The following is an 18,291-nucleotide window of genomic DNA, read 5'->3' as shown; positions in this document are numbered from 1 at the left end:
GTCGGTGCCGCCCGTCTCTTTCGTCGATACGGCACTTTCGGGTGATTCCGGAAGGCCGGGTTGATGACAGGATGAGCTTCTTCCCGTCACCGAACCGTGGGAGTCCCGTCATATTCGGACGGGACGTCGCCCAGTTCCTCCCCCCTGCGCGCGACCCTCCCCGTACGACCCACTGGAGAGAGATGGCCTCCGAGATCTTCGCCGTCAGCGCAGCCTGGTCCCGAGCCGTGATCGAGTTCGCGGTGGAACTCCCCCCGTGGGCGCAGAACACGGCCCACACGGGCACCGACCTCTTCCTCGGCGTGTTCGCCGTCCTCTTCCTCGCCGCGTGGTGGCGCGCCCGGTCCTTCGGCACGCGCCTGGTCGGCCTGGCCCTGTTCGCCCCCGTGGCGACCGTCGTCGCCTACGCGGTCAGCAACACGGTGAAGTCGTTCTTCGAGCAGATGCGCCCCTGCCAGGCGATGACCGACCTCGCCACGATCGCCACCTGCGACCCCGTCGGCGACTGGTCCTTCCCGAGCAACCACGCCGCGATCGCGGGAGCCGCCGCGGCGGCACTCGTCCTCGCCTGGCGCCGCATCGCCGTCGTCGCCGTCCTGGTCGCCCTCCTGGAGGCCTTCTCCCGGGTCCTCGTCGGCGTCCACTACCCGCACGACGTCACCGCCGGCCTCCTCATCGGAGCCACCGTGGCCGTCCTGGCCTCCCTCGCCATGGCCCGCCCGATGACCGCGCTCACCGAGCTCCTGGCCCGGAGCGACCGCCTGCGCCCCCTCGTGCGCGCCGACCGGCCCGCGTCCCCGGGCGCGACCGCGCGGCCCGCTCCGGCCGGCTCCGAGGCCAGGGCCGAAGCCTTCGCGAGCGGCCGCTCCACCCGGGCCTGAGGACCCTCCCCGTGTGCCCCGTCCCGCCCCGGGACGGGGCACACGTGTGCGCGGACCTGGGCCGGGGCACGGCCTGCGCGGGGCGGGTCACGGTCTCGGAACAGGACACAACTGACACACTGGTGGGGTGGGTAACCAACAGACTTCAGCAGAGCTCTTCCAGCGCGCCTCCGCCGTCGTGCCCGGCGGCGTGAACTCGCCTGTGCGCGCCTTCGGCGCCGTCGGCGGCACCCCGCCCTTCTTCGTCAAGGGCGAGGGTCCCTACCTCACCGACGCCGACGGCCACCGGTACGTCGACCTCGTGTGCTCATGGGGGCCGCTCGTCCTCGGCCACGCGGCCCCCGCCGTCGTGGAGGCCCTCCACAGCGCGGTCGGAGCCGGGACCTCCTACGGTGCGCCGACCCCCGGCGAGGTCGAGCTCGCCGAGCTGATCGTCGGACGCGCCCCCGTGGAGAAGGTCCGCCTCGTCAACTCCGGCACCGAGGCCACCATGTCCGCGATCCGCCTCGCGCGCGGCTTCACCGGGCGCAGCAAGGTCGTCAAGTTCGCGGGCAACTACCACGGCCACGTCGACGCGCTCCTGGCCGCGGCCGGCTCCGGGCTGGCCACCTTCGCCCTGCCCGACTCCCCGGGCGTGACCGGCGCCAGCGCCGCAGACACCCTCGTGCTGCCCTACAACGACACCGAGGCCGTCGAGCGCGCCTTCGCCGAGCACGGCGACGACATCGCCTGCGTCATCGCCGAGGCCTGCCCCGCCAACATGGGAGTCGTGCCGCCCGGGGAGGGGTTCAACGCGCGCCTCAAGGAGATCGCGCACGCCAACGGGGCCCTGCTCGTCCTCGACGAGGTCCTCACGGGCTTCCGCGTCAGCGCCTCGGGCTGGTACGGCCTGGAGGGGGTCGCACCCGACCTCATGACCTTCGGCAAGGTCATGGGAGGCGGCCTGCCCGCCGCCGCGTTCGGCGGACGGGCCGAGATCATGGACCGCCTCGCCCCGAACGGCCCCGTCTACCAGGCGGGCACCCTGTCCGGGAACCCGCTGGCCACCGCCGCCGGGCTCGCCACCCTGCGGGGCGCCACCCCCGAGGTCTACGACCGCATCGACCAGGTCTCCGAGCAGGTCCGGACCGAGGTCTCCAAGGAGCTCGGCGCGGCCGGGGTCGCCCACCGCGTCCAGAGCGGCGGCAGCCTCTTCACGGTGTTCTTCACCGACCGGGAGGTCGTCGACTTCGACACCGCCCGCACCACCGACACCGCGGTCTTCTCCGCGTTCTTCCACGCCATGCTCGACCAGGGCGTGTACCTGCCGCCCGCCGCCTTCGAGGCGTGGTTCTTCTCCGCGGCGCACGACGACACCGCCGTCGACAGGGTGGTCTCGGCACTGCCCAGGGCGGCCCGGGCCGCTGCGGAGGCCCAGGGCCGGCCCCGCTCCTGACGCCCACGACCACGAAGGAAAGACACACACGATGACGACGACCACCGTCGTGCACCTGCTGAGGCACGGAGAGGTGTACAACCCCGGCAAGGTGCTCTACGGAAGGCTTCCCGGCTTCCACCTCAGCGACCGGGGCCAGCAGATGGCCGAGATGACCGCAGAGTGGTTGGACGGCCACGACATCGCGGCGCTGTTCTCCTCGCCGCTGGACCGCACCCAGGAGACCGCCGTCCCCCTCCAGAAGGCGACGGGCCTGCCCGTCACCCTGGACGACCGGCTCATCGAGGCGGCCAACAAGTTCGAGGGCATGGCGCTGTCACGTCGCTCGGTGCGCGACCCCCGCGTGTTCAGCCGGGTCTACAACCCGTTCCTGCCGTCCTGGGGCGAGCCCTACTCCGAGATCGTCGCCCGCATGGTGGAGGCCGTCAAGGTCGCGCGCCGCGCCGCGTGGGGGCGCGAGGCCGTGTGCTTCAGCCACCAGCTGCCGATCTGGATGGCGCGCCGCGCGGCCGAGGGCAAACGCCTGTGGCACCGGCCGGACCTGCGCGAGTGCAACCTGGCGAGCGTGACGTCGCTGACCTTCACCGAACAGCACCTGACCAGCGTCAGCTACGCCGAACCGGCCGCCGTCCTGTACAAGGACGAGCCCGCGTTCCCCGGGGCGTGACCCAGAGCGCTTACCCGTGGCGGTAAGCTGGTGCTTCGGGTGCGGTGGGTGCGCTCTCCAGCGCTGGCCTCCCCGGGGCCGTCCCGGTCGCACCGGCCACCCCGCGTCCTGCGCGGGTCGGTGCCCAGTGGGCCCAGCGACCGCATCCGAGCTCCTTGCCGGTTTCCACCGTCCAGCGGTGCGGCATGTCCGTAACTCTCGTCAGCGAGAAGGTGATCCCATGGGTTCCGTCATCAAGAAGCGCCGCAAGCGGATGGCGAAGAAGAAGCACCGCAAGCTGCTCAAGCGCACGCGTGTCGCGCGTCGCAACAAGAAGTAGGAGCAGTTGCGGCGAACGTCGTCTCTCCGCGGGCGCGGGCGCGCCACAGGCACGCCCCGGACGCGGAGACGCCTTCGTCCTTGCGCGGCCTTTGCCGCAGCAATGGAATTTTCTGGGTGAGGCACTGTTGTGCCTCACGGGTCGCGGTCGCCGGTTCACCCTCGGGGTGAACGGTCCGCGGGCCTGCCGGAACAGTTCCCGTCTCCTCCCAAGGAACGTGTCGCCATGGCTCGTGTCGTACTCGTCACCGGGGTCTCCAGCCCCTTGGCCACCAGGGTCGCCCAGGCCCTGAGCGAGGAGCCCGGTGTCCGCCGGGTGATCGGCGCGGACTCCTCCTCGCCGTCCGAGGACGCGCCGGGGGTCGAGTACGCCCATGTCGACCTGCACGACGGGAGCCTGGACAGGATCGTCACCGACTCCGGTGCCGATCTCGTCCTGCATCTGGGCCTGGACACCGTGAACGTCCCCAACCGTGAGGACAACGTCCTGGGCACCATGCGGGTGCTCGGCGCGGCCCAGCGCTCCACGACCGTCCGGCGCCTGGTGGTGCGCTCCAGCGCCACCCTGGACGCCGACGACGCGGCCGAGGTCGAGCGGCACACCCGCGGACTGCAACGCCGCCGCCCCGACCTTTCGGTGGCCGTGCTGAGGTTCGCCAACCTCATCGGCCCCTCCGTGCGCACCCCCCTCACCCGTTACCTGGACTCGCGCGTCGTGCCCACGGTGCTGGGCAGCGATCCCCACGTGCAGTTCCTGCACGAGGACGACGGCGCCGAGGCGCTGGTGCGCATGGCGCTCAGCGACGGCACGGGATCCTTCGACGTGGCGGGCGCGGACTCGGTCCCGCTCTCCCACTGCCTGCGCCGTGTCGGCGGCCAGCGGCTCCCCGTTCCCGAACGCGGTCTCAGGGTGCTGCGCGGTCTGGCCAGGCACGGCCGGATCGCCTACGCCAGTTCCAGTGCCTCCCGCGCCGTGCGGACGGAGCTGGACACCTCCGGGATGGACCCCGAACCCCTGGAGCGGGTGCTGGACTGGTCGCCCTCCTACAGTTCGGTGGAGGCCTTCGACGCCTACGCCGACAGCCGCCGCACGTCCTCGCGCGCGGACCGCCTGCGGCCCGTCCACGTGCTCGCGCTCGCCAGGGCCACGCTGGGCCGCTGAGAACCCGCCGCCCGGCCCTGAGGTGCGGCGCGGGAGTGAAAACGTCCGGAAAGGGCATCTGGCGGCTTTTCGGGCAGCCCGAAACGCTCTGACCCCGGGACCACTCGCATCTATCGCAGCAGTCGGCGCCCGGCGGCGCCACGCCCCCTCCACAGCCTGTGGACAAGCGGGCGCCGGCACACGGCCCCTGACCGGTCCTGACGACCCCCGACAGCCCCCGACGGCCCCAGACCCCCCGGCAGGATCCGGCGGCCCCGAGCACCCTTCGCCGGACGTCTCCGCCGGCCGCTCCGGCCATCCGTCGTCGGACGTCCCGGTGCCTTCGGCCGCCCGTGTCCTCGGCGCCCGCCGCGCGGGAGTCCCCTCCTCAGCCCGTCCTGTGGTGTCTCACCGCGCGCAGCGCCACCGCACCGGCGACCGCGCCCGCCATGGCGGCCGGGACGGCCACCCGCATCGCCGTCCGGTGCCGCCGGAAGTCGTGCACCGGCCACCCGTGCGTACGCGCGTACCGGCGCAGGTCGGCGTCCGGGTTGACCGCGTGAGGGCGCCCCACCAGGGACAGCAGCGGCAGGTCGTTGGAGGAGTCGCTGTAGGCCGAACAGGACGCCAGGTCCCATCCCTGCCTCCGCGCCAGCGCGCGCACCGCCACGGCCTTGGCCGGACCGTGCAGCAGGTCCCCGTTCAACCGCCCCGTGTACACCCCGTCCACGTTCTCGGCCTCGGTGCCCAGCGCACCGGTCAGCCCCAGCCGGCGCCGGATGATCTGCGCCAGCTCCACGGGGGTCGCCGTCACCAGCCACACCGGCCGGCCCGCGTCCAGGTGCCCCTGGACCAGCGCCCGGGTGCCCTCCCAGATCCGGTCGGCCATGGTGTCGTCGTAGATCTCCTCGCACAGGGCGACCAGGTCGTTCACGTCGTGCCCCGCCACGAAGGCCAGCGCGGCCTCGCGCGCGGCGTTGATGTGCTCGGGCTGCTCGCTCCCGGTCACCCGGAACACCGTCTGCCCCCACGCGAACCGCACCAGGTCGCGGGTGGTGAACAGGTCGCGGGAGGCCAGGCCGCGGGCGAAGTGGTAGATCGACGCACCCCGCATCAGGGTGTTGTCCACGTCGAAGAAGGCGGCCCCGGGACCGTTCGGAGGCGGGGGCGCGGCGTCGTGTGACACGGTTATCTCCTGGCTCGGGCGGGGGAGACGGCCCTCCGGTGCGGTCGGGCCCTCCGGTGCAGGGGCGGCGTTCCCCGCGTACTGGCGAGCCTACGGCCACTCGCGGGGCGGGTGTGGCCGCTGTGCGGCGGCGACAAACCGGGTGATGAAGGTCACAGTGTGAATCACCGCCGTGGCCTCCACTCTGCGGGATCTTCCCCGAAGGGAACCCCTCATATGTGCACCGAGGGCACATCCACCCATCAACGTGCATCATCATTGTCGGGATGGTGACGGTAGGACTGGCATTCATAAGCGCGTTGGTGGGCTGGAGCGCCACCGCCGCGCTCGCCGCTTATGCCCAGCGCCGTCCCGGTGTGGCCTCCGTCGGTTGGCTCGTCGCCGCACTGGGTACGACGGTCGGGCTCAGCGCGGGCGTCGTCGGGGCGATGTTCGACTTCGGCGGAGCCACCTTCCGAATACTGCACATCGGCATCAGCCTCCTGGGGCCGCTCTACATGGCCTGGGGGGCCTTCGAGTACGGCGTCCGGTCGCCCCGCGGCCGGTTCACCTCGCGCCTGTTCCTCAGCGCGTTCACCATCGTTCCCCTGGTGGTGCTGTCCATCGACCGGGTGGGCACCAGCTTCGGCGACTCCTACCCCGCCTTGGGCGAGCACTACGACCTCATCCCGCGCTCGCTCGTCAACGTCGCGCAGGTACTCGTCGCCGTCCTCCTCGTCACCGCGCTCGTCGCGGTCGCCAGACGCGACTCCGTCAACCGGGGCACCGACCTCTCGGTGCTGGGGCTGGTCGCCCTGTCCGTGCTGCTGTCCGTCCTGGTCGGCCGCCTCGGCCTGGGCGCCTGGGGTGCGCTGCTGATGCTCGGAGCCGTCTCCGCCCTGTGGGGAGCGGCGGCCATGGCCGCGCGCCCCCGCCGCGACCCCTACGACGACGACGGCTACGACGACTACGAGGACTACGGCGACGCGGACGAGGACCTCGACGACGACCTTCTGGAGGAGCCCGTGCGCCGTAAGCGCCGCGAAGCCGACCCCTACGACGACTACTACGACGGCCCGCCGGTCCGGCAGGCCCCGCCCGCCAAGCTGCGCGGCGTCATCACCATCTACACGCTCGCCGACGGGCGCGGGACGGGCTTCGACCGCCTCGCCGACGCCGTCGTCGCGCAGGTCTCCCACCGGGAGCCCGACACCCTGCTGTTCGCCTGCCACACGGTGCCCAGCGCCCCGCTACAGCGCATCGTCTACGCGATCTACCGCGACGAGCTGGCGCAGGAGGAGCACGAGCAGCAGCCGCACGTGCTGGAGTTCTCCCGCCTCAGCACCCAGCACGTGGTCGCCACCAACGTGATCGAGCTCTCCCTCTCGGGCGCGGCGGCCAGTGACGGTCTCACCGCCATGCTGATGCCCCACTGAGGACACGGGCCGCGGTCCCGGGAAGCCCCGCGACCGCCTCGCTCCACCCCGTTTTGAGCTGGATGAATGTCTCGAATCGGTGTACTTGTCCAGGCATGATGAACCACCGGAAGACCCCCGGCGTCCCATCCCGGGTGAAGTACTCTTCCCTACAGGTTTTTCATGACCGGTGCCCGTCGGGTACCGATGGCGTGTGACCAGAACCGGCGGGACGACCCAGCCGAGAGCGCGCCGGAACGAAAGAAAGTGTGCTGGGATCTCCGATGCGTAAGTTCCTCGTCGTCCTCCTCGTCCTCTGCGCGGCCCTCGTGGTGGTGGCCGACATAGGCCTCCGCAGCTTCGCGCAGGACATGGTCGCCCGACAGGTGGCCCAGCAGCTCCAGATGTCCGAGGAGCCGGAGGTCTCGATCGAGGGCTGGGCCTTCCTGCCGCAGGCGCTCGGCGGGACCTACTCCGAGATCAACATCTCCGCGGCCTCCGCCACCATGGACAGCATCACCGTCGAGCAGATCGACGTCACCGCCACCGAGGTCGAGGTGCCCCCCGCCGACCTGCTCGACCAGCCCAGCGTGGTGGCCGGGCGACTGGACGGCTCCTTCACCGTCCCCTACTCCTACTTCAACGCGTACCTGCCCGAGGGGATCACCATCACCACCGAGGGCGGCGACCCCCGCATCAGCGGCGAGCTGGCCCTGCCCGGATCCGGTATCAGCACCCCCGTCGAGGCCGGCGGCGAGTTCGCCGTGGACGGCGACACCGTGACCGTCACCCCGGTCGACATCCGGATCGGCGAGGTCCCGACCGGCGTCGACGACATGGTCTCGGGCATGCTCACCTCCAGCTTCCAGGTCCCCCACCTGCCCTTCGGCCTGACCATCACCGAGGCGGAGACCACCTCCAGCGGCCTGCGGGTCACCGGTACCGCCGAGGACGTCCCGATCATGGGCTCCGAGGCGGCCTGATGGACCTGCCCGGCGTCATCGCGCTCGCGGTGACCCTGTCCCTGGCCACCGTCGCCGGACTGGTGTGGCGGCGTGGCCTGGGACGCTTCCGCGCACCGCCGGGTACGCGCGGGCGCGTCGTTCCCGCGGGAGGGCGAGGGGCGGTACACCGGGAGGAGAGCATCCAGGGAGAGGGAGACGACATGGCGGAATCCGTCGGCGACGCCGCGGGCGGCGCCCTCAGCGGTGAGGACATCGGCGCCGAACTGGGGGAGCGTGCCACGCTCGTGCAGTTCTCCACCGCCTTCTGCCAGCCCTGCCGGGCCACCCGGCGGATCCTGGACGAGGTCGCGGACATGGTCGGGGGCGTGGCGCACGTGGAGGTGGACGCCGAGTCCAGGCTCGACCTCGTCCGGCGCCTGGACATCATGCGCACCCCCACCGTCCTGGTCCTGGACGCCTCGGGCCGGGTGGTGCGCCGGGCCAGCGGGCAGCCCCGCAAACCGGACGTGATCGCCGCCGTCGGCGCTGCCGTCTCCTGACCGCCCCGCGGACACCCTCCCGGTGCCCGAGCCTCCTCCGGGCGTCCGAACACGCTCGCGCACCCTCCGAGCGCCCGGCCACCCTCCCGGCGCATGGAACGCCCCGCGGGCGAACGCCCCACCGGGGTGGACACCCCATCTGTGATCCACCACACCCGTGACAAACGCGTAACGGGGGCTGTAGCGTCTGGGGTGTGACTTCCTTGACGAGCGCGTATCTGACGAAGCGACGGGCGGTGGACTTCTGCCGCGTCGCCGCCGCGCTCTGTCTGTGTTCCTAGGGCGGACGGCCTGAAGGGCCCACGCCTCCTCCGTGCGACCGGTTCCTCGTTCTCCTCGTACGCAGCTGGGGACATCACGCCATGCAGGTCGACCCTCGCGGGCAGCGCTTCGCGGCTGCCCTGACCACCCTCGTACTGGCCACGGCCCTCGCCACCGGCAACCTCTGGGTTCTCGGCTTCCAGGCGCTGGTCTTCGCCGCCGCGGTGGTCATGGGGGTCCGCCGATCGCCCTACGGCCTGTTGTTCGCCGTCGCCGTACGTCCCAGGATCGGCCCCGCCTCCTCGTCGGAGGACGCGCGGCCGCCCCGGTTCGCACAGGGAGTGGGACTCCTCTTCGCCGTACTCGGACTCGTCGGATACCTGGCGGGCCCGGAGTGGCTCGGTATCTCCGCGACCGCCCTCGCCCTCTTCGCCGCCTTCCTCAACGCCGTGTTCGGCTACTGCGCCGGATGCGAGACCTACCTTCTCGGCCGACGCCTGCTGGCGTCGGCGAGGACGGCCTGACCCCCCTCACTCCGGGGCGACCGACCCCGCGAGCACCGACGTACACGCGACACCGCACAAGAAACACAGGAGGTTCCCTATGAGCCGCTCCGACGTCCTCGTGGACGCCGACTGGGTGGAGGCTCACCTGGATGACGACAACGTGGTCCTCGTCGAAGTCGACGAGGACACGTCCGCCTACGACAAGGGACACATCCGCGGCGCCGTCAGGATCGACTGGAAGACGGAGCTCCAGGACCCGGTCCGCCGTGACTTCGTGGACCGCACCGGCTTCGGGAAGCTGCTGTCCGCCAAGGGCATCGGCAACGACGACCAGGTCATCCTGTACGGCGGCAACAACAACTGGTTCGCCGCCTACGCGTACTGGTACTTCAAGCTCTACGGCCACGAGAACGTCCGCCTGCTGGACGGCGGCCGCAAGAAGTGGGAGCTGGAGTCCCGCGAGCTGGTCGAGGAGGTCCCGGACCGGGCCCCCACCCAGTACACCGCCAAGGAGCAGGACTCCTCGATCCGCGCCTTCCGCGACGAGGTCGTCCAGGCCATCGGCGACAAGGACCTGGTGGACGTGCGCTCGCCCGACGAGTTCACCGGCAAGCTGCTGGCCCCCGCGCACCTGCCGCAGGAGACCTCGCAGCGTCCCGGCCACATCCCGACCGCGCGCAACATCCCGTGGGCCAAGACCGCCAACGAGGACGGCACCTTCAAGAGCGCCGACGAGCTGCGCGAGCTCTACACCGAGGCCGGGGTGGACCTGGACAAGGACATCATCGCCTACTGCCGGATCGGCGAGCGCTCCTCGCACACCTGGTTCGCCCTGCACGAGATCCTCGGGCTGGAGAACGTCAAGAACTACGACGGTTCGTGGACCGAGTACGGCTCCCTCGTGGGCGTCCCGGTCGAGCTGGGAGAGGCTGAGGCCAAGTGAGCGAGAGCTGCGGAGCACCGGTCGGCGGCGTCGCCCTCGCCGACGTCGACGCGGGCAACCAGGCGGTCATCCAGGGCACGGTGACCCGTGGCGGAGAGCCGCTGCGCGGAGCCTACGCCCGCCTGCTCAACTCCTCCGACGACTTCGTCGGCGAGGTGGCCACCGGCGACGAGGGCACGTTCCGCTTCTTCGCCGCCGACGGGTCCTGGAAGGTCCGCGTGCTGGCCTCCCAGGGCTTCACCGCCGAGTACACGGTGCAGGCCGAGGTGGGCAGGGTCATCGACCTGCAGGTCCAGGCCTAGGTCCTGTGCCGCTGCGGCGTCCGGGCACGGGGCGAAGCGCGGCGGAGCCTCAGGGAAGCACGTCCTGGCAGCGGACGGCGGGCGTACGGGGCGCCGGTGCCGACGGGAGACCGTCCGGCACCGGCGCCCCGCCTTCTTGTGCCCGGGGCCGTGACAAACACGCGGGGCGGGTGACAGCATTCTGCCCACACTCCGGCCCCGGCCGGAGCCTCGCACGAAACGAGTCCCCGGCCACCCCGCGACGGCCGGTCAGGAGGTGTTCGGACGGTGCCCAGCTCCCGGTCGGGCGGCGCGCCCCGAAGCGAGGCCGGACGTACCTACGTCGGCTGGCGGCACGCCGTGCTCCTGCCGCCACCGGGGCCGGCGCCGCGCCGCCCGACACCGGCCGACACCGAGGCCGTCAGCGAGGAGTGGATCGCAGCCCAGCGCGACAACGAGGCCCGGACCAACAGGCCGCTCTACTTCGCCCTGGCCGGGCTCGCCCTGTTCTCCCTGCTGTTCCCGCTGCTGTGGACGCTGCGCATCCTCCCGGGCAGCTTCGCCCTCGGCGGAGTGTTCGCCTGCGCCGCCATCGCCGCGCCCATCTCCGTCGCCCTGGTCCAGAGCCGCCGGGTCGTCGCCGAACGGCTGGAGCGGGCCCGCGAGCGCCTGGCAGCCGAACGCGACGAACGCGACCGCGCCCTGCACGAACGGCAGCGCGAGCACGCCCGCAGGTACACCGAGTGGCAGGCGGCCGCACGCGCCTACGAGGCCCAGCCGCTCTGGTACGGGGTGACCGCCGACGTCGGCACCGTCGTCGTGGTCGGCGGCGACGAGGCCGGATGGTCCGCGCTGCTCGCCACCCTCGGCGTCTCGCGACTGCGCGAGGGCGGCGACCTCACCGTCGTGGACCTCACCGGCCGCTCCGTGGTCCGCGAACTCGTCCGGCTGGCCCGCCGCTGCGCCGTCGCCCCGCGCCGCTGGGTGCTTCCCGCGGACCTGCCCCGGATGACCCTGGGCACCAACCTGGACGCGGGCCAGCGCGCCCGCATCCTCTCCGCCGTCGCGGCCGCCTCCGGCGACGCCGGAGGCGGCACCGACGGCGCCGACGCGGACGAGACCCTCCTGCTGCGCCTGCTGGAGGTACTGGGGCCGCGCGCCGGGATCGCCGAGCTCATCGGCGGCCTGCGCGCGCTCCTCACCCCCGAGGACGACGCGGCCGCGGACGACCCCGCGCTCGCGCTGCTCACCCCGGAGCAGCGCGTCCGGGTACGCGAGCGCTGCGCCGACGGCCCCGACCTCCGCAGGCGCGCCTGGGAGCTCGAACGCCGCCTCAGCCCCTTCGAGGCCGTCGGCACCCGCGCGGACGGCTCCGAGTACGCCCAGGTCAAGATCATCTCCACGGACCGGGCCTCCGGCAGGGCCGCCGCACGCGTCTACGGCACCTACGCCGTGTCCGCGCTCAGCGAGCTGCTGGAGGTGCCCGAGCAGCCCAGGACCGTGGACGGCAGGCGTAGCCGGGCGCGTCCGGAGCGCACCCGCACCGTGGTGGTCTGCGGCGCCGAGACCCTTCCGCCCGGGGAGGTCGACCAGGTCCTCACCGCCGCCGCCGACAGCGGGGTGGAGGTGGTCCTGATGTTCCGCACGGCCGCTCCCACCGCCCTCGCCCGCTTCTCCGACCCCGGCTGCCTGCCCGTGGTGATGCGCCAGGGCGGCGGCTCGGCCGCGGACGCCGCCCGTGCCGTGGCCGCCGCGCCCGGTGTCGCCGGGCACGACCCCGGCGGGCTGCGGCTGCACCGGCTCACCGAGGTGATCGGCGAGGCCGTGGGCGACTCGGTCACCGGGGCGGGGGAGGACCCCGACGCCGAGGTGGAGGCCGACGACCGGTTCTTCCCCTCGCCCCACACCGAGTCCGGCGCGGTGATCCGCAACGCGGCCGCCGCGCTCACCCCCCTCGACCTCGTCCGCCATGTGAGATCCGCCACCGCCTGGGGGCGGGCCACCGCGCAGGCCGCGGAGGCCGACGCGCCCGCCACCGCGGGGGACGGCGGCGCCCAGCCCGTCCGCACCTGCGGCCTGGACGCCGAGTCGCTGCGTGGACTGCCCTCCACCGCGGCCCTGGTGCTGACCGCCGACGGCCCCGTGCTGGCCGACACCAATCCGGGTATCCTCACCCTGTCCACAGCCACCCTCGCCACGGTGGAGGACTCCCGGAACACCGCCGCCCGACCGGACGTTGGGGACGGTGGCACCGCGGCCGAGAGCCGGGCCGGGAGGAGGCGGCGCACCGTGGACGGCCGCCCCCGCATCGCGGCCCCGGGCCCCGCCACCCCCGACACGCCGGACGGGGCCGCCCCCGGAAGCGGTTCTCCCACTCCGGTGGGAGCCGACGGCCAGGTGCCGCCCAACCTCGGCCCACCGCCCGAGCGGTTGGACTGGCGGGGCTGACCCAAGGTGGACAATAGGCTTGGCCGACACATCGCCCGCCGCCTCCCAGGAGCGAACGGCGCGGGTGATCCAGCAATTCTGGAGAATGAGATGAGCGAGCTTCCCTTGCGCGCCCAACTGGCATCCGTGCTGGGAAGGAGCGCAGCCGGCCTGTCCCGTGCCACGGGACGGGGAGACGGCTCCGTGATCGGTGGACGGGTGGCGCTCAAGGTCGAACCCGACCTGCTCGCCAAGCTCGCCCGGGGCCGCAGGCTCGCCCTGGTCAGCGCCACCAACGGCAAGACCACCACCACCAGGCTCATCGCGCAGGCCCTGCGCGAGTTCGGCGACGTGGCCACCAACGAGTTCGGCGCGAACATGCCCACCGGGCACATCACGGCGCTGTCCGACAACCAGTCCGCCGTCAACGGCGTGCTGGAGGTCGACGAGAAGTACCTCCCGCAGGTGCTCATCGCCACCCAGCCCGCGTTCGTGGTGCTGATGAACCTGAGCCGCGACCAGATGGACCGCGCCTCGGAGATCAACCTGCTCGCCAAGAAGTGGCGCGTCGCCCTGGGCAAGAGCAACGCCCACGTCATCGCCAACGCGGACGACCCCCTCGTGGCCTGGGCGGGCCTGGGCGCGCCCAACGCCACCTGGGTCTCCGCGGGCCAGCGCTGGAAGGAGGACTCCTGGTGCTGCCCCGAGTGCGGCGGCCACCTCAAGCGCGACGTGGACCCGTACTGGGAGTGCCCCGAGTGCGGGCTGGCCAGGCCCGAGACCACCTGGGCGGTGGACAACGACTCCGACGTCCTCCTCACCCCGGAGGGACAGCGCCTCAAGCTGCGGATGAACCTGCCCGGTGACGCCAACCGCGCCAACGCCGCGATCGCGGCCGCGACCGCCGCCGGGTACGGCATCCACCCCGAGCGCACCCTGGAGCGGCTGCGCGAGGTCACCTCGGTCGCGGGCCGCTACACCTCCGTGGTGACCATGGGCGTCGAGGTGCGCCTGCTGCTCTCCAAGAACCCCGCCGGGTGGCTGGAGTCCTTCGCGGTCCTGGACCCGCCCCGCACACCGGTGATCCTCGCGGTCAACGCGCAGGTCCCCGACGGCAAGGACACCTCCTGGCTGTGGGACGTCGACTACACCGTGCTGCGCGACCGCCGCGTGTTCGTCATGGGCGAGCGCCGCACCGACCTCGCGCTGCGCCTGGAGACCGACGGCGTCCAGTTCGAGGTCGCCGAACGGGTGGACGAGGTCCTGGGCCGCCTCAAGGCGGACCAGCCCGACATCACCAAGGTCGACCTCATCGCCAACTACACCGCCTTCCAGCAGATCCGTACGGCCTACGGCCGCGTTCAGTAGGGAGATACCCATGACGAACACCAGCGCCCTGCGGATCGTGTGGATCTACCCCGACCTGCTGAGCACCTACGGCGACCAGGGCAACGCCCTGATCCTCAAGCGCCGGGCCGAGCTGCGCGGTATCCCCACCGAGACCGTGCACGTCTACTCCAGCGACCCCGTGCCCGAGCAGGGAGACATCTACCTGCTCGGCGGCGGCGAGGACCGTCCGCAGATCCTGGCGGCCGAGCGCCTGCGCGCCGACGGCGGCCTGGCCCGCGCCGCCGCGCGCGGCGCCTGCGTCTTCGCGGTGTGCGCCGGATACCAGATCATCGGCGAGTCCTACGGCGACGACGAGTCCAACCCGCTCCCGGGCGTGGGCATCCTCGACATCCGCAGCGGCCGCGGCCAGAGCCGCGCGGTCGGCGAGATCGTCGCGGACGTGGACCCGGCCCTGGGCGTGGGCCGGATCACCGGCTTCGAGAACCACCAGGGCCGCACGGCCATCGGCCCGTCGGCCAAGCCGCTGTCCACCACGGTGCGCGGTATCGGCAACGACGACCGCACCGAGGGCGCCTACCAGGGACAGGTGCTGGGCACCTACCTGCACGGGCCGGCCCTGCCCCGCAACCCGGAGCTGGCAGACCTGCTGCTGCGCTGGCGGGTGGGCCCGCTGGCGCCGCTCGCCCCGTCCTGGGGGGAGCGCCTGCACGACGAGCGCCTCGCCGCCGGTATGCGCTGACCCTTCCTCCGCGGCCGGCCCGGGGCCCGGCGGGTACGTCCCGCCGGGCCCCGGGTGTCCTCCGGCACGCCACGGCGTGTCGTGGAATGAACCGCCTGGGCCAACCGCTGTCGGATACATGAAGGCAATCGCACTACAGCAGTACGGATCCGCCGACGACCTGTCCCTGACGGAGCTCCCCGACCCCAAGGTCGCGCCGAGCGAGGTCCTGGTCCGGGTGAGGGCGGCCGGGGTCAACCCCGTCGACTGGAAGCTCGCCTCCGGAGGACTCGACGCCCTCATGGAGGCGGAGTTCCCGTTCATCCCCGGATGGGACGTCGCCGGCGTCGTCGAGGCGGTCGGGCCCGACGCGCACGAGTACCAGGTCGGCGACGAGGTCTACGGATACCTCCGCAAGGACTGGGCCAAGAACGGCACCTACGCCGAGCTCGTGTCGGCCAACGTGCGCATGCTCGCGCCCAGGCCGAGGTCGCTGAGCTGGCAGCAGGCCGCCGGGGTCCCGCTCGCGGGCCTCACCGCCTACCAGTCCGCGGAGCGGGTGGGGGTCGGCTCCGGTGACACGGTGCTCATCCACGCCGCGGCGGGCGGCGTCGGGTCCTTCGGCGTCCAGATCGCCGTCGACCGCGGGGCCCGCGTCATCGGTACCGCCAGCGAGCGCAACCACGACTTCCTGCGCTCCCTGGGCGCCGAACCGGTGGTCTACGGCGACGGCCTCAACGACCGGGTCCGCGCCCTGGCCCCGGACGGGGTCGACGCGGTGCTCGACTTCGTCGGCGGCGGGGTCGCCGGGGAGTCGCTGCCCCTGGTGGGCGACGCCGGCCGGGTCGTGTCCGTCGCCGACCCCGAGATCCAGGAGCAGGGCGGCCACTGGCTGTGGGTGCGCCCGGACTCCGCCGACCTCGCCGAACTGGCCCGCCTGGCCGACGGCGGCAGGCTCACCGTGCACGTGGACCGCGAGTTCCCGCTCTCCGAGGCGGCCGACGCGTGGCGTCTGAGCCAGGCCGGCCGCACGCGGGGAAAGATCGTTCTCACCGTCTGACGGATCCGGTCGGCCCCGACCGAGGGGATCCGGCCGACGGGGCCCGGCGGGAGCGCACCGGCCGGGCCCCGTCGGCGTGCCCCCGACCAGGGCCTGTGGCGGTGGGCGCAATTCGGAAAAATCGTGCGAAACCGGAATGAACTACCTATGATGCGCGTCACACCAGCATGGGCATCAGAGGCACGCATTCACCACCGCCGAGGGAGACCGGCTCCCTCGCGCGCGTCCTCGCCATCCCCGTCGCCGTGCTCCTGGCCGGGCTCGGCTGCGTCGCCATGCTCCTCGCGCTGGCGAGCGTTCCGCTCCCGCACGCCCGGGTGGTCGCCGTGGAGGAGCAGGCGGAGCCCGGTGCGGCGCGGGAGCCGGAGCCCGGCACCGGGCACGGGCCGGACCGGGAACCGCCGGGTACGGAACCGGGACGGGGGGACCCTCCCGCGGGGGAGGACGGGACCGGGGAGGGCGGGACGGGAACCGCACAGCAGCCGGTACCGCCGGAGTCCTACAACGGGGCCTCCGCCGAGTTCGACACCTTCCTCGTGGAGGTCGAGAAGGCCTACACCGACACCACCGTCACCGACGGGATGGGGTCCTCCGACACCGCGCCCTCGGGGATGGAGTTCCACGTCTACCGGCTCCACGTGACCAACCAGGGCACCGGTCCGGCGGTCTTCGACACCTACGGGACCACCGGCCTGACCACCGACGGCCTGGAGTACGCCAACGACATCGACGCCGAGATCACCGTGGCGTGGGACTACTTCTGGGACGACATCAACCCGGGGGAGACCGTCACCACCCACATCCTGTTCCTGGCCCCGGTCGGGACCGAGTTCGCCGAGGTCAGGATCGCCGGGCGCACCCCCCTCGAACCGAACTGAGGCCGCCCGGCCACGGACACGCGCGGGAACCGGTCTCAGCGGGGGCGGCGGCGCAGGTTGATCTGGGCGTTGGCGCCCGTCTCCGGATCCACCACGACCTCCTGCCCGGCGGCGATACCGTCCACCACCAGGTCGGCCCCGGTCGGCACCGCGCGCTTGACCACACCCAGGGCGATCGGCCCCAGTTCGTGGTGGCGGGCCGACGTGCCCACCCGGCCCACGGCCCGTCCGTCCAGCTCCAGCGCCGCACCCACCTCCGGCAGGCGCTCGGCGGTGCCGTCCAGGTGCAGCATCACCAGGCGGCGCGGCGGACGGCCCAGGTTGTGCACCCGCGCCACCGTCTCCTGGCCCGGGTAGCAGCCCTTCTCCAGGTGCACCGCCCGGCCCACCCAGTCCACCTCGTGCGGGATCGTGCGGTCGTCCGTGTCCAGCCACGGGCGCACCCGGTGCTCCGCGATCCGGTGCGCCTCGTAGGCCCACATGCCCGCCGGACGCGCCCCGGCCGCCGTGAGCGCCTCGGCCGCACCGGTGAGCCGCTCGGTTGGCAGGAACAGGTCGGTCTCCCCCTCGGTCGTGCGCGCGGGCACGTCGTCGAGCGAGGCGGCTCCGACCACCTTGGCGCGGTCGGGACCGAGCACGGTCAGCACAGCGCGGGAGTCGCCCAGGTCCTCCACCTCCACACGCAGCATGAACCGCATGGAGTCCAGGAACTTCGCCAGCTCCGGGCCGTCCCCCGGCTCGGTGTGGATCCAGGTGGCCTCGCCGTCGTCCATCAGGGAGAGGTGGTGCCGCAGGTGTCCCCGGGTGTCCAGGACCAGCGACTCGGTGCCCTTCCCCGGGGCCAGGCCCGTGGTCAGCTGGCTGGTGAGGTCGTTGAGCCAGCCCAGGCGGTCGGGCCCGACGACCCGGACCACGCCCCGGTTGCTCCGGTCGACCCAAGCGCTCGAACGTTCGATGGCACGTCCCTCGTGGGAGGGGTCGCCGTAGTGGGCGGCGACCCCGGAGTCGGGGGACTCGGCGCTCACGGCGCCCGGTGTGCTCAGCAGAGGCGAAGTCATACGCCGAGCCTAGGACATGTCCCACGGGTGCCGCCTGTGGCGAACGGCGTACGCGTTCGCGGAGCGCGGCCTCAGGCCGCCCCGCCAAGGGGTCCGTGAACGCGTCCCCCACCTGCGGTTTTGCTCACAGAAAAAACATTTGCCCCACGGCTCGCGCGGGACGTACTGTCGGTGGCACGCAGGAAAGGAGGTGGTCCGAGTAATGGTTGATCTTAGGACTGGCGAGGTGGCCGTCCGCTAGGACGACGCCGCGTTCGCGCGACGCCGTTCGCAGCGAATCCCA

General features: G+C 72.5%; 19 protein-coding genes. 17 read left to right on the top strand and 2 right to left on the bottom strand.

Features of this window, described 5'->3' with window-relative positions; genetic code table 11:
• Window positions 1–182: 182 nt before the first annotated feature.
• The 5 genes from NOSIN_RS20060 to NOSIN_RS20040 all read left to right on the top strand — a co-directional run bounded on the left by NOSIN_RS20060 (window position 183) and on the right by NOSIN_RS20040 (window position 4,463).
• A complete protein-coding gene (locus NOSIN_RS20060; RefSeq protein WP_077692233.1) occupies window positions 183–881 on the top strand; it encodes a phosphatase PAP2 family protein in 699 nt (232 codons plus the stop codon).
• 127 nt (window positions 882–1,008) lie between these two features.
• Window positions 1,009–2,316 (top strand): glutamate-1-semialdehyde 2,1-aminomutase, encoded by a 1,308-nt coding sequence (gene hemL / locus NOSIN_RS20055; protein WP_077692232.1) that lies wholly within the window; start codon window positions 1,009–1,011, stop codon window positions 2,314–2,316.
• A 31-nt stretch (window positions 2,317–2,347) separates the two neighbouring features.
• Complete coding sequence (locus tag NOSIN_RS20050) at window positions 2,348–2,983, top strand: histidine phosphatase family protein (protein ID WP_077692231.1); 636 nt, start codon at window positions 2,348–2,350, stop codon at window positions 2,981–2,983.
• A gap of 220 nt (window positions 2,984–3,203) precedes the next feature.
• On the top strand, window positions 3,204–3,302 hold the full coding sequence (locus NOSIN_RS20045) for a 30S ribosomal protein bS22 (RefSeq protein ID WP_013155353.1): 99 nt from the start codon (window positions 3,204–3,206) through the stop codon (window positions 3,300–3,302).
• A gap of 225 nt (window positions 3,303–3,527) precedes the next feature.
• The gene (locus NOSIN_RS20040) at window positions 3,528–4,463 is read left to right on the top strand and encodes an NAD-dependent epimerase/dehydratase family protein (RefSeq protein WP_077692230.1); all 936 of its coding nucleotides are present in this window, start codon (window positions 3,528–3,530) and stop codon (window positions 4,461–4,463) included.
• A gap of 367 nt (window positions 4,464–4,830) precedes the next feature.
• Here NOSIN_RS20040 and NOSIN_RS20035 read toward each other — a convergent pair whose 3' ends face one another.
• The gene (locus tag NOSIN_RS20035; protein ID WP_077692229.1) at window positions 4,831–5,628 is read right to left on the bottom strand and encodes an HAD family hydrolase; all 798 of its coding nucleotides are present in this window, start codon (window positions 5,626–5,628) and stop codon (window positions 4,831–4,833) included.
• A 266-nt stretch (window positions 5,629–5,894) separates the two neighbouring features.
• Between NOSIN_RS20035 and NOSIN_RS20030 the strand changes: the two genes are divergently transcribed.
• The 12 genes from NOSIN_RS20030 (at window position 5,895) to NOSIN_RS19980 (ending at window position 16,950) form a co-directional block, all read left to right on the top strand.
• Window positions 5,895–7,043 carry a putative quinol monooxygenase gene (locus NOSIN_RS20030; protein WP_077692228.1) on the top strand — a complete coding sequence of 383 codons (1,149 nt, stop codon included), beginning with the start codon at window positions 5,895–5,897 and terminating at the stop codon, window positions 7,041–7,043.
• 263 nt (window positions 7,044–7,306) lie between these two features.
• Window positions 7,307–8,005 (top strand): LmeA family phospholipid-binding protein, encoded by a 699-nt coding sequence (locus NOSIN_RS20025; protein ID WP_077692227.1) that lies wholly within the window; start codon window positions 7,307–7,309, stop codon window positions 8,003–8,005.
• Window positions 8,006–8,187: 182 nt separating this feature from the next.
• Window positions 8,188–8,526 (top strand): TlpA family protein disulfide reductase, encoded by a 339-nt coding sequence (locus NOSIN_RS20020; RefSeq protein WP_077693675.1) that lies wholly within the window; start codon window positions 8,188–8,190, stop codon window positions 8,524–8,526.
• 194 nt (window positions 8,527–8,720) lie between these two features.
• Complete coding sequence (locus NOSIN_RS28220; protein WP_366930680.1) at window positions 8,721–8,807, top strand: putative leader peptide; 87 nt, start codon at window positions 8,721–8,723, stop codon at window positions 8,805–8,807.
• An 81-nt stretch (window positions 8,808–8,888) separates the two neighbouring features.
• Window positions 8,889–9,311, top strand: coding sequence for a DUF4395 domain-containing protein (locus NOSIN_RS20015; RefSeq protein ID WP_077692226.1), 423 nt, complete (start codon window positions 8,889–8,891; stop codon window positions 9,309–9,311).
• Between the two features lie 79 nt (window positions 9,312–9,390).
• Window positions 9,391–10,236: a sulfurtransferase gene (locus tag NOSIN_RS20010; protein ID WP_077692225.1), complete on the top strand. Its 846-nt coding sequence runs from the start codon at window positions 9,391–9,393 to the stop codon at window positions 10,234–10,236.
• Window positions 10,233–10,538, top strand: a complete 306-nt coding sequence (locus tag NOSIN_RS20005; protein WP_077692224.1) for a DUF1416 domain-containing protein — start codon at window positions 10,233–10,235, stop codon at window positions 10,536–10,538. The genes NOSIN_RS20010 and NOSIN_RS20005 overlap by 4 nt, the downstream gene beginning before the upstream one ends.
• A 267-nt stretch (window positions 10,539–10,805) precedes the next feature.
• Complete coding sequence (locus tag NOSIN_RS27320) at window positions 10,806–12,965, top strand: hypothetical protein (protein ID WP_170293669.1); 2,160 nt, start codon at window positions 10,806–10,808, stop codon at window positions 12,963–12,965.
• 90 nt (window positions 12,966–13,055) lie between these two features.
• Complete coding sequence (locus NOSIN_RS19995) at window positions 13,056–14,312, top strand: Mur ligase family protein (RefSeq protein WP_077692223.1); 1,257 nt, start codon at window positions 13,056–13,058, stop codon at window positions 14,310–14,312.
• 10 nt (window positions 14,313–14,322) lie between these two features.
• Window positions 14,323–15,033, top strand: a complete 711-nt coding sequence (locus NOSIN_RS19990; RefSeq protein ID WP_077692222.1) for a type 1 glutamine amidotransferase — start codon at window positions 14,323–14,325, stop codon at window positions 15,031–15,033.
• A gap of 118 nt (window positions 15,034–15,151) precedes the next feature.
• Window positions 15,152–16,072 (top strand): NADP-dependent oxidoreductase, encoded by a 921-nt coding sequence (locus tag NOSIN_RS19985; RefSeq protein ID WP_077692221.1) that lies wholly within the window; start codon window positions 15,152–15,154, stop codon window positions 16,070–16,072.
• 167 nt (window positions 16,073–16,239) lie between these two features.
• Window positions 16,240–16,950 (top strand): DUF4352 domain-containing protein, encoded by a 711-nt coding sequence (locus NOSIN_RS19980; RefSeq protein WP_227015287.1) that lies wholly within the window; start codon window positions 16,240–16,242, stop codon window positions 16,948–16,950.
• 35 nt (window positions 16,951–16,985) lie between these two features.
• Here NOSIN_RS19980 and ygfZ read toward each other — a convergent pair whose 3' ends face one another.
• Window positions 16,986–18,008, bottom strand: coding sequence for a CAF17-like 4Fe-4S cluster assembly/insertion protein YgfZ (ygfZ, locus tag NOSIN_RS19975; RefSeq protein ID WP_077692220.1), 1,023 nt, complete (start codon window positions 18,006–18,008; stop codon window positions 16,986–16,988).
• Window positions 18,009–18,291: the final 283 nt, after the last annotated feature.

Origin of the sequence: Nocardiopsis sinuspersici (genome assembly GCF_001998325.1) — a bacterium.
Classification (GTDB): Bacteria; Actinomycetota; Actinomycetes; order Streptosporangiales; family Streptosporangiaceae; genus Nocardiopsis; species Nocardiopsis sinuspersici.
This window is presented reverse-complemented; position numbering and strand designations above follow the sequence as displayed.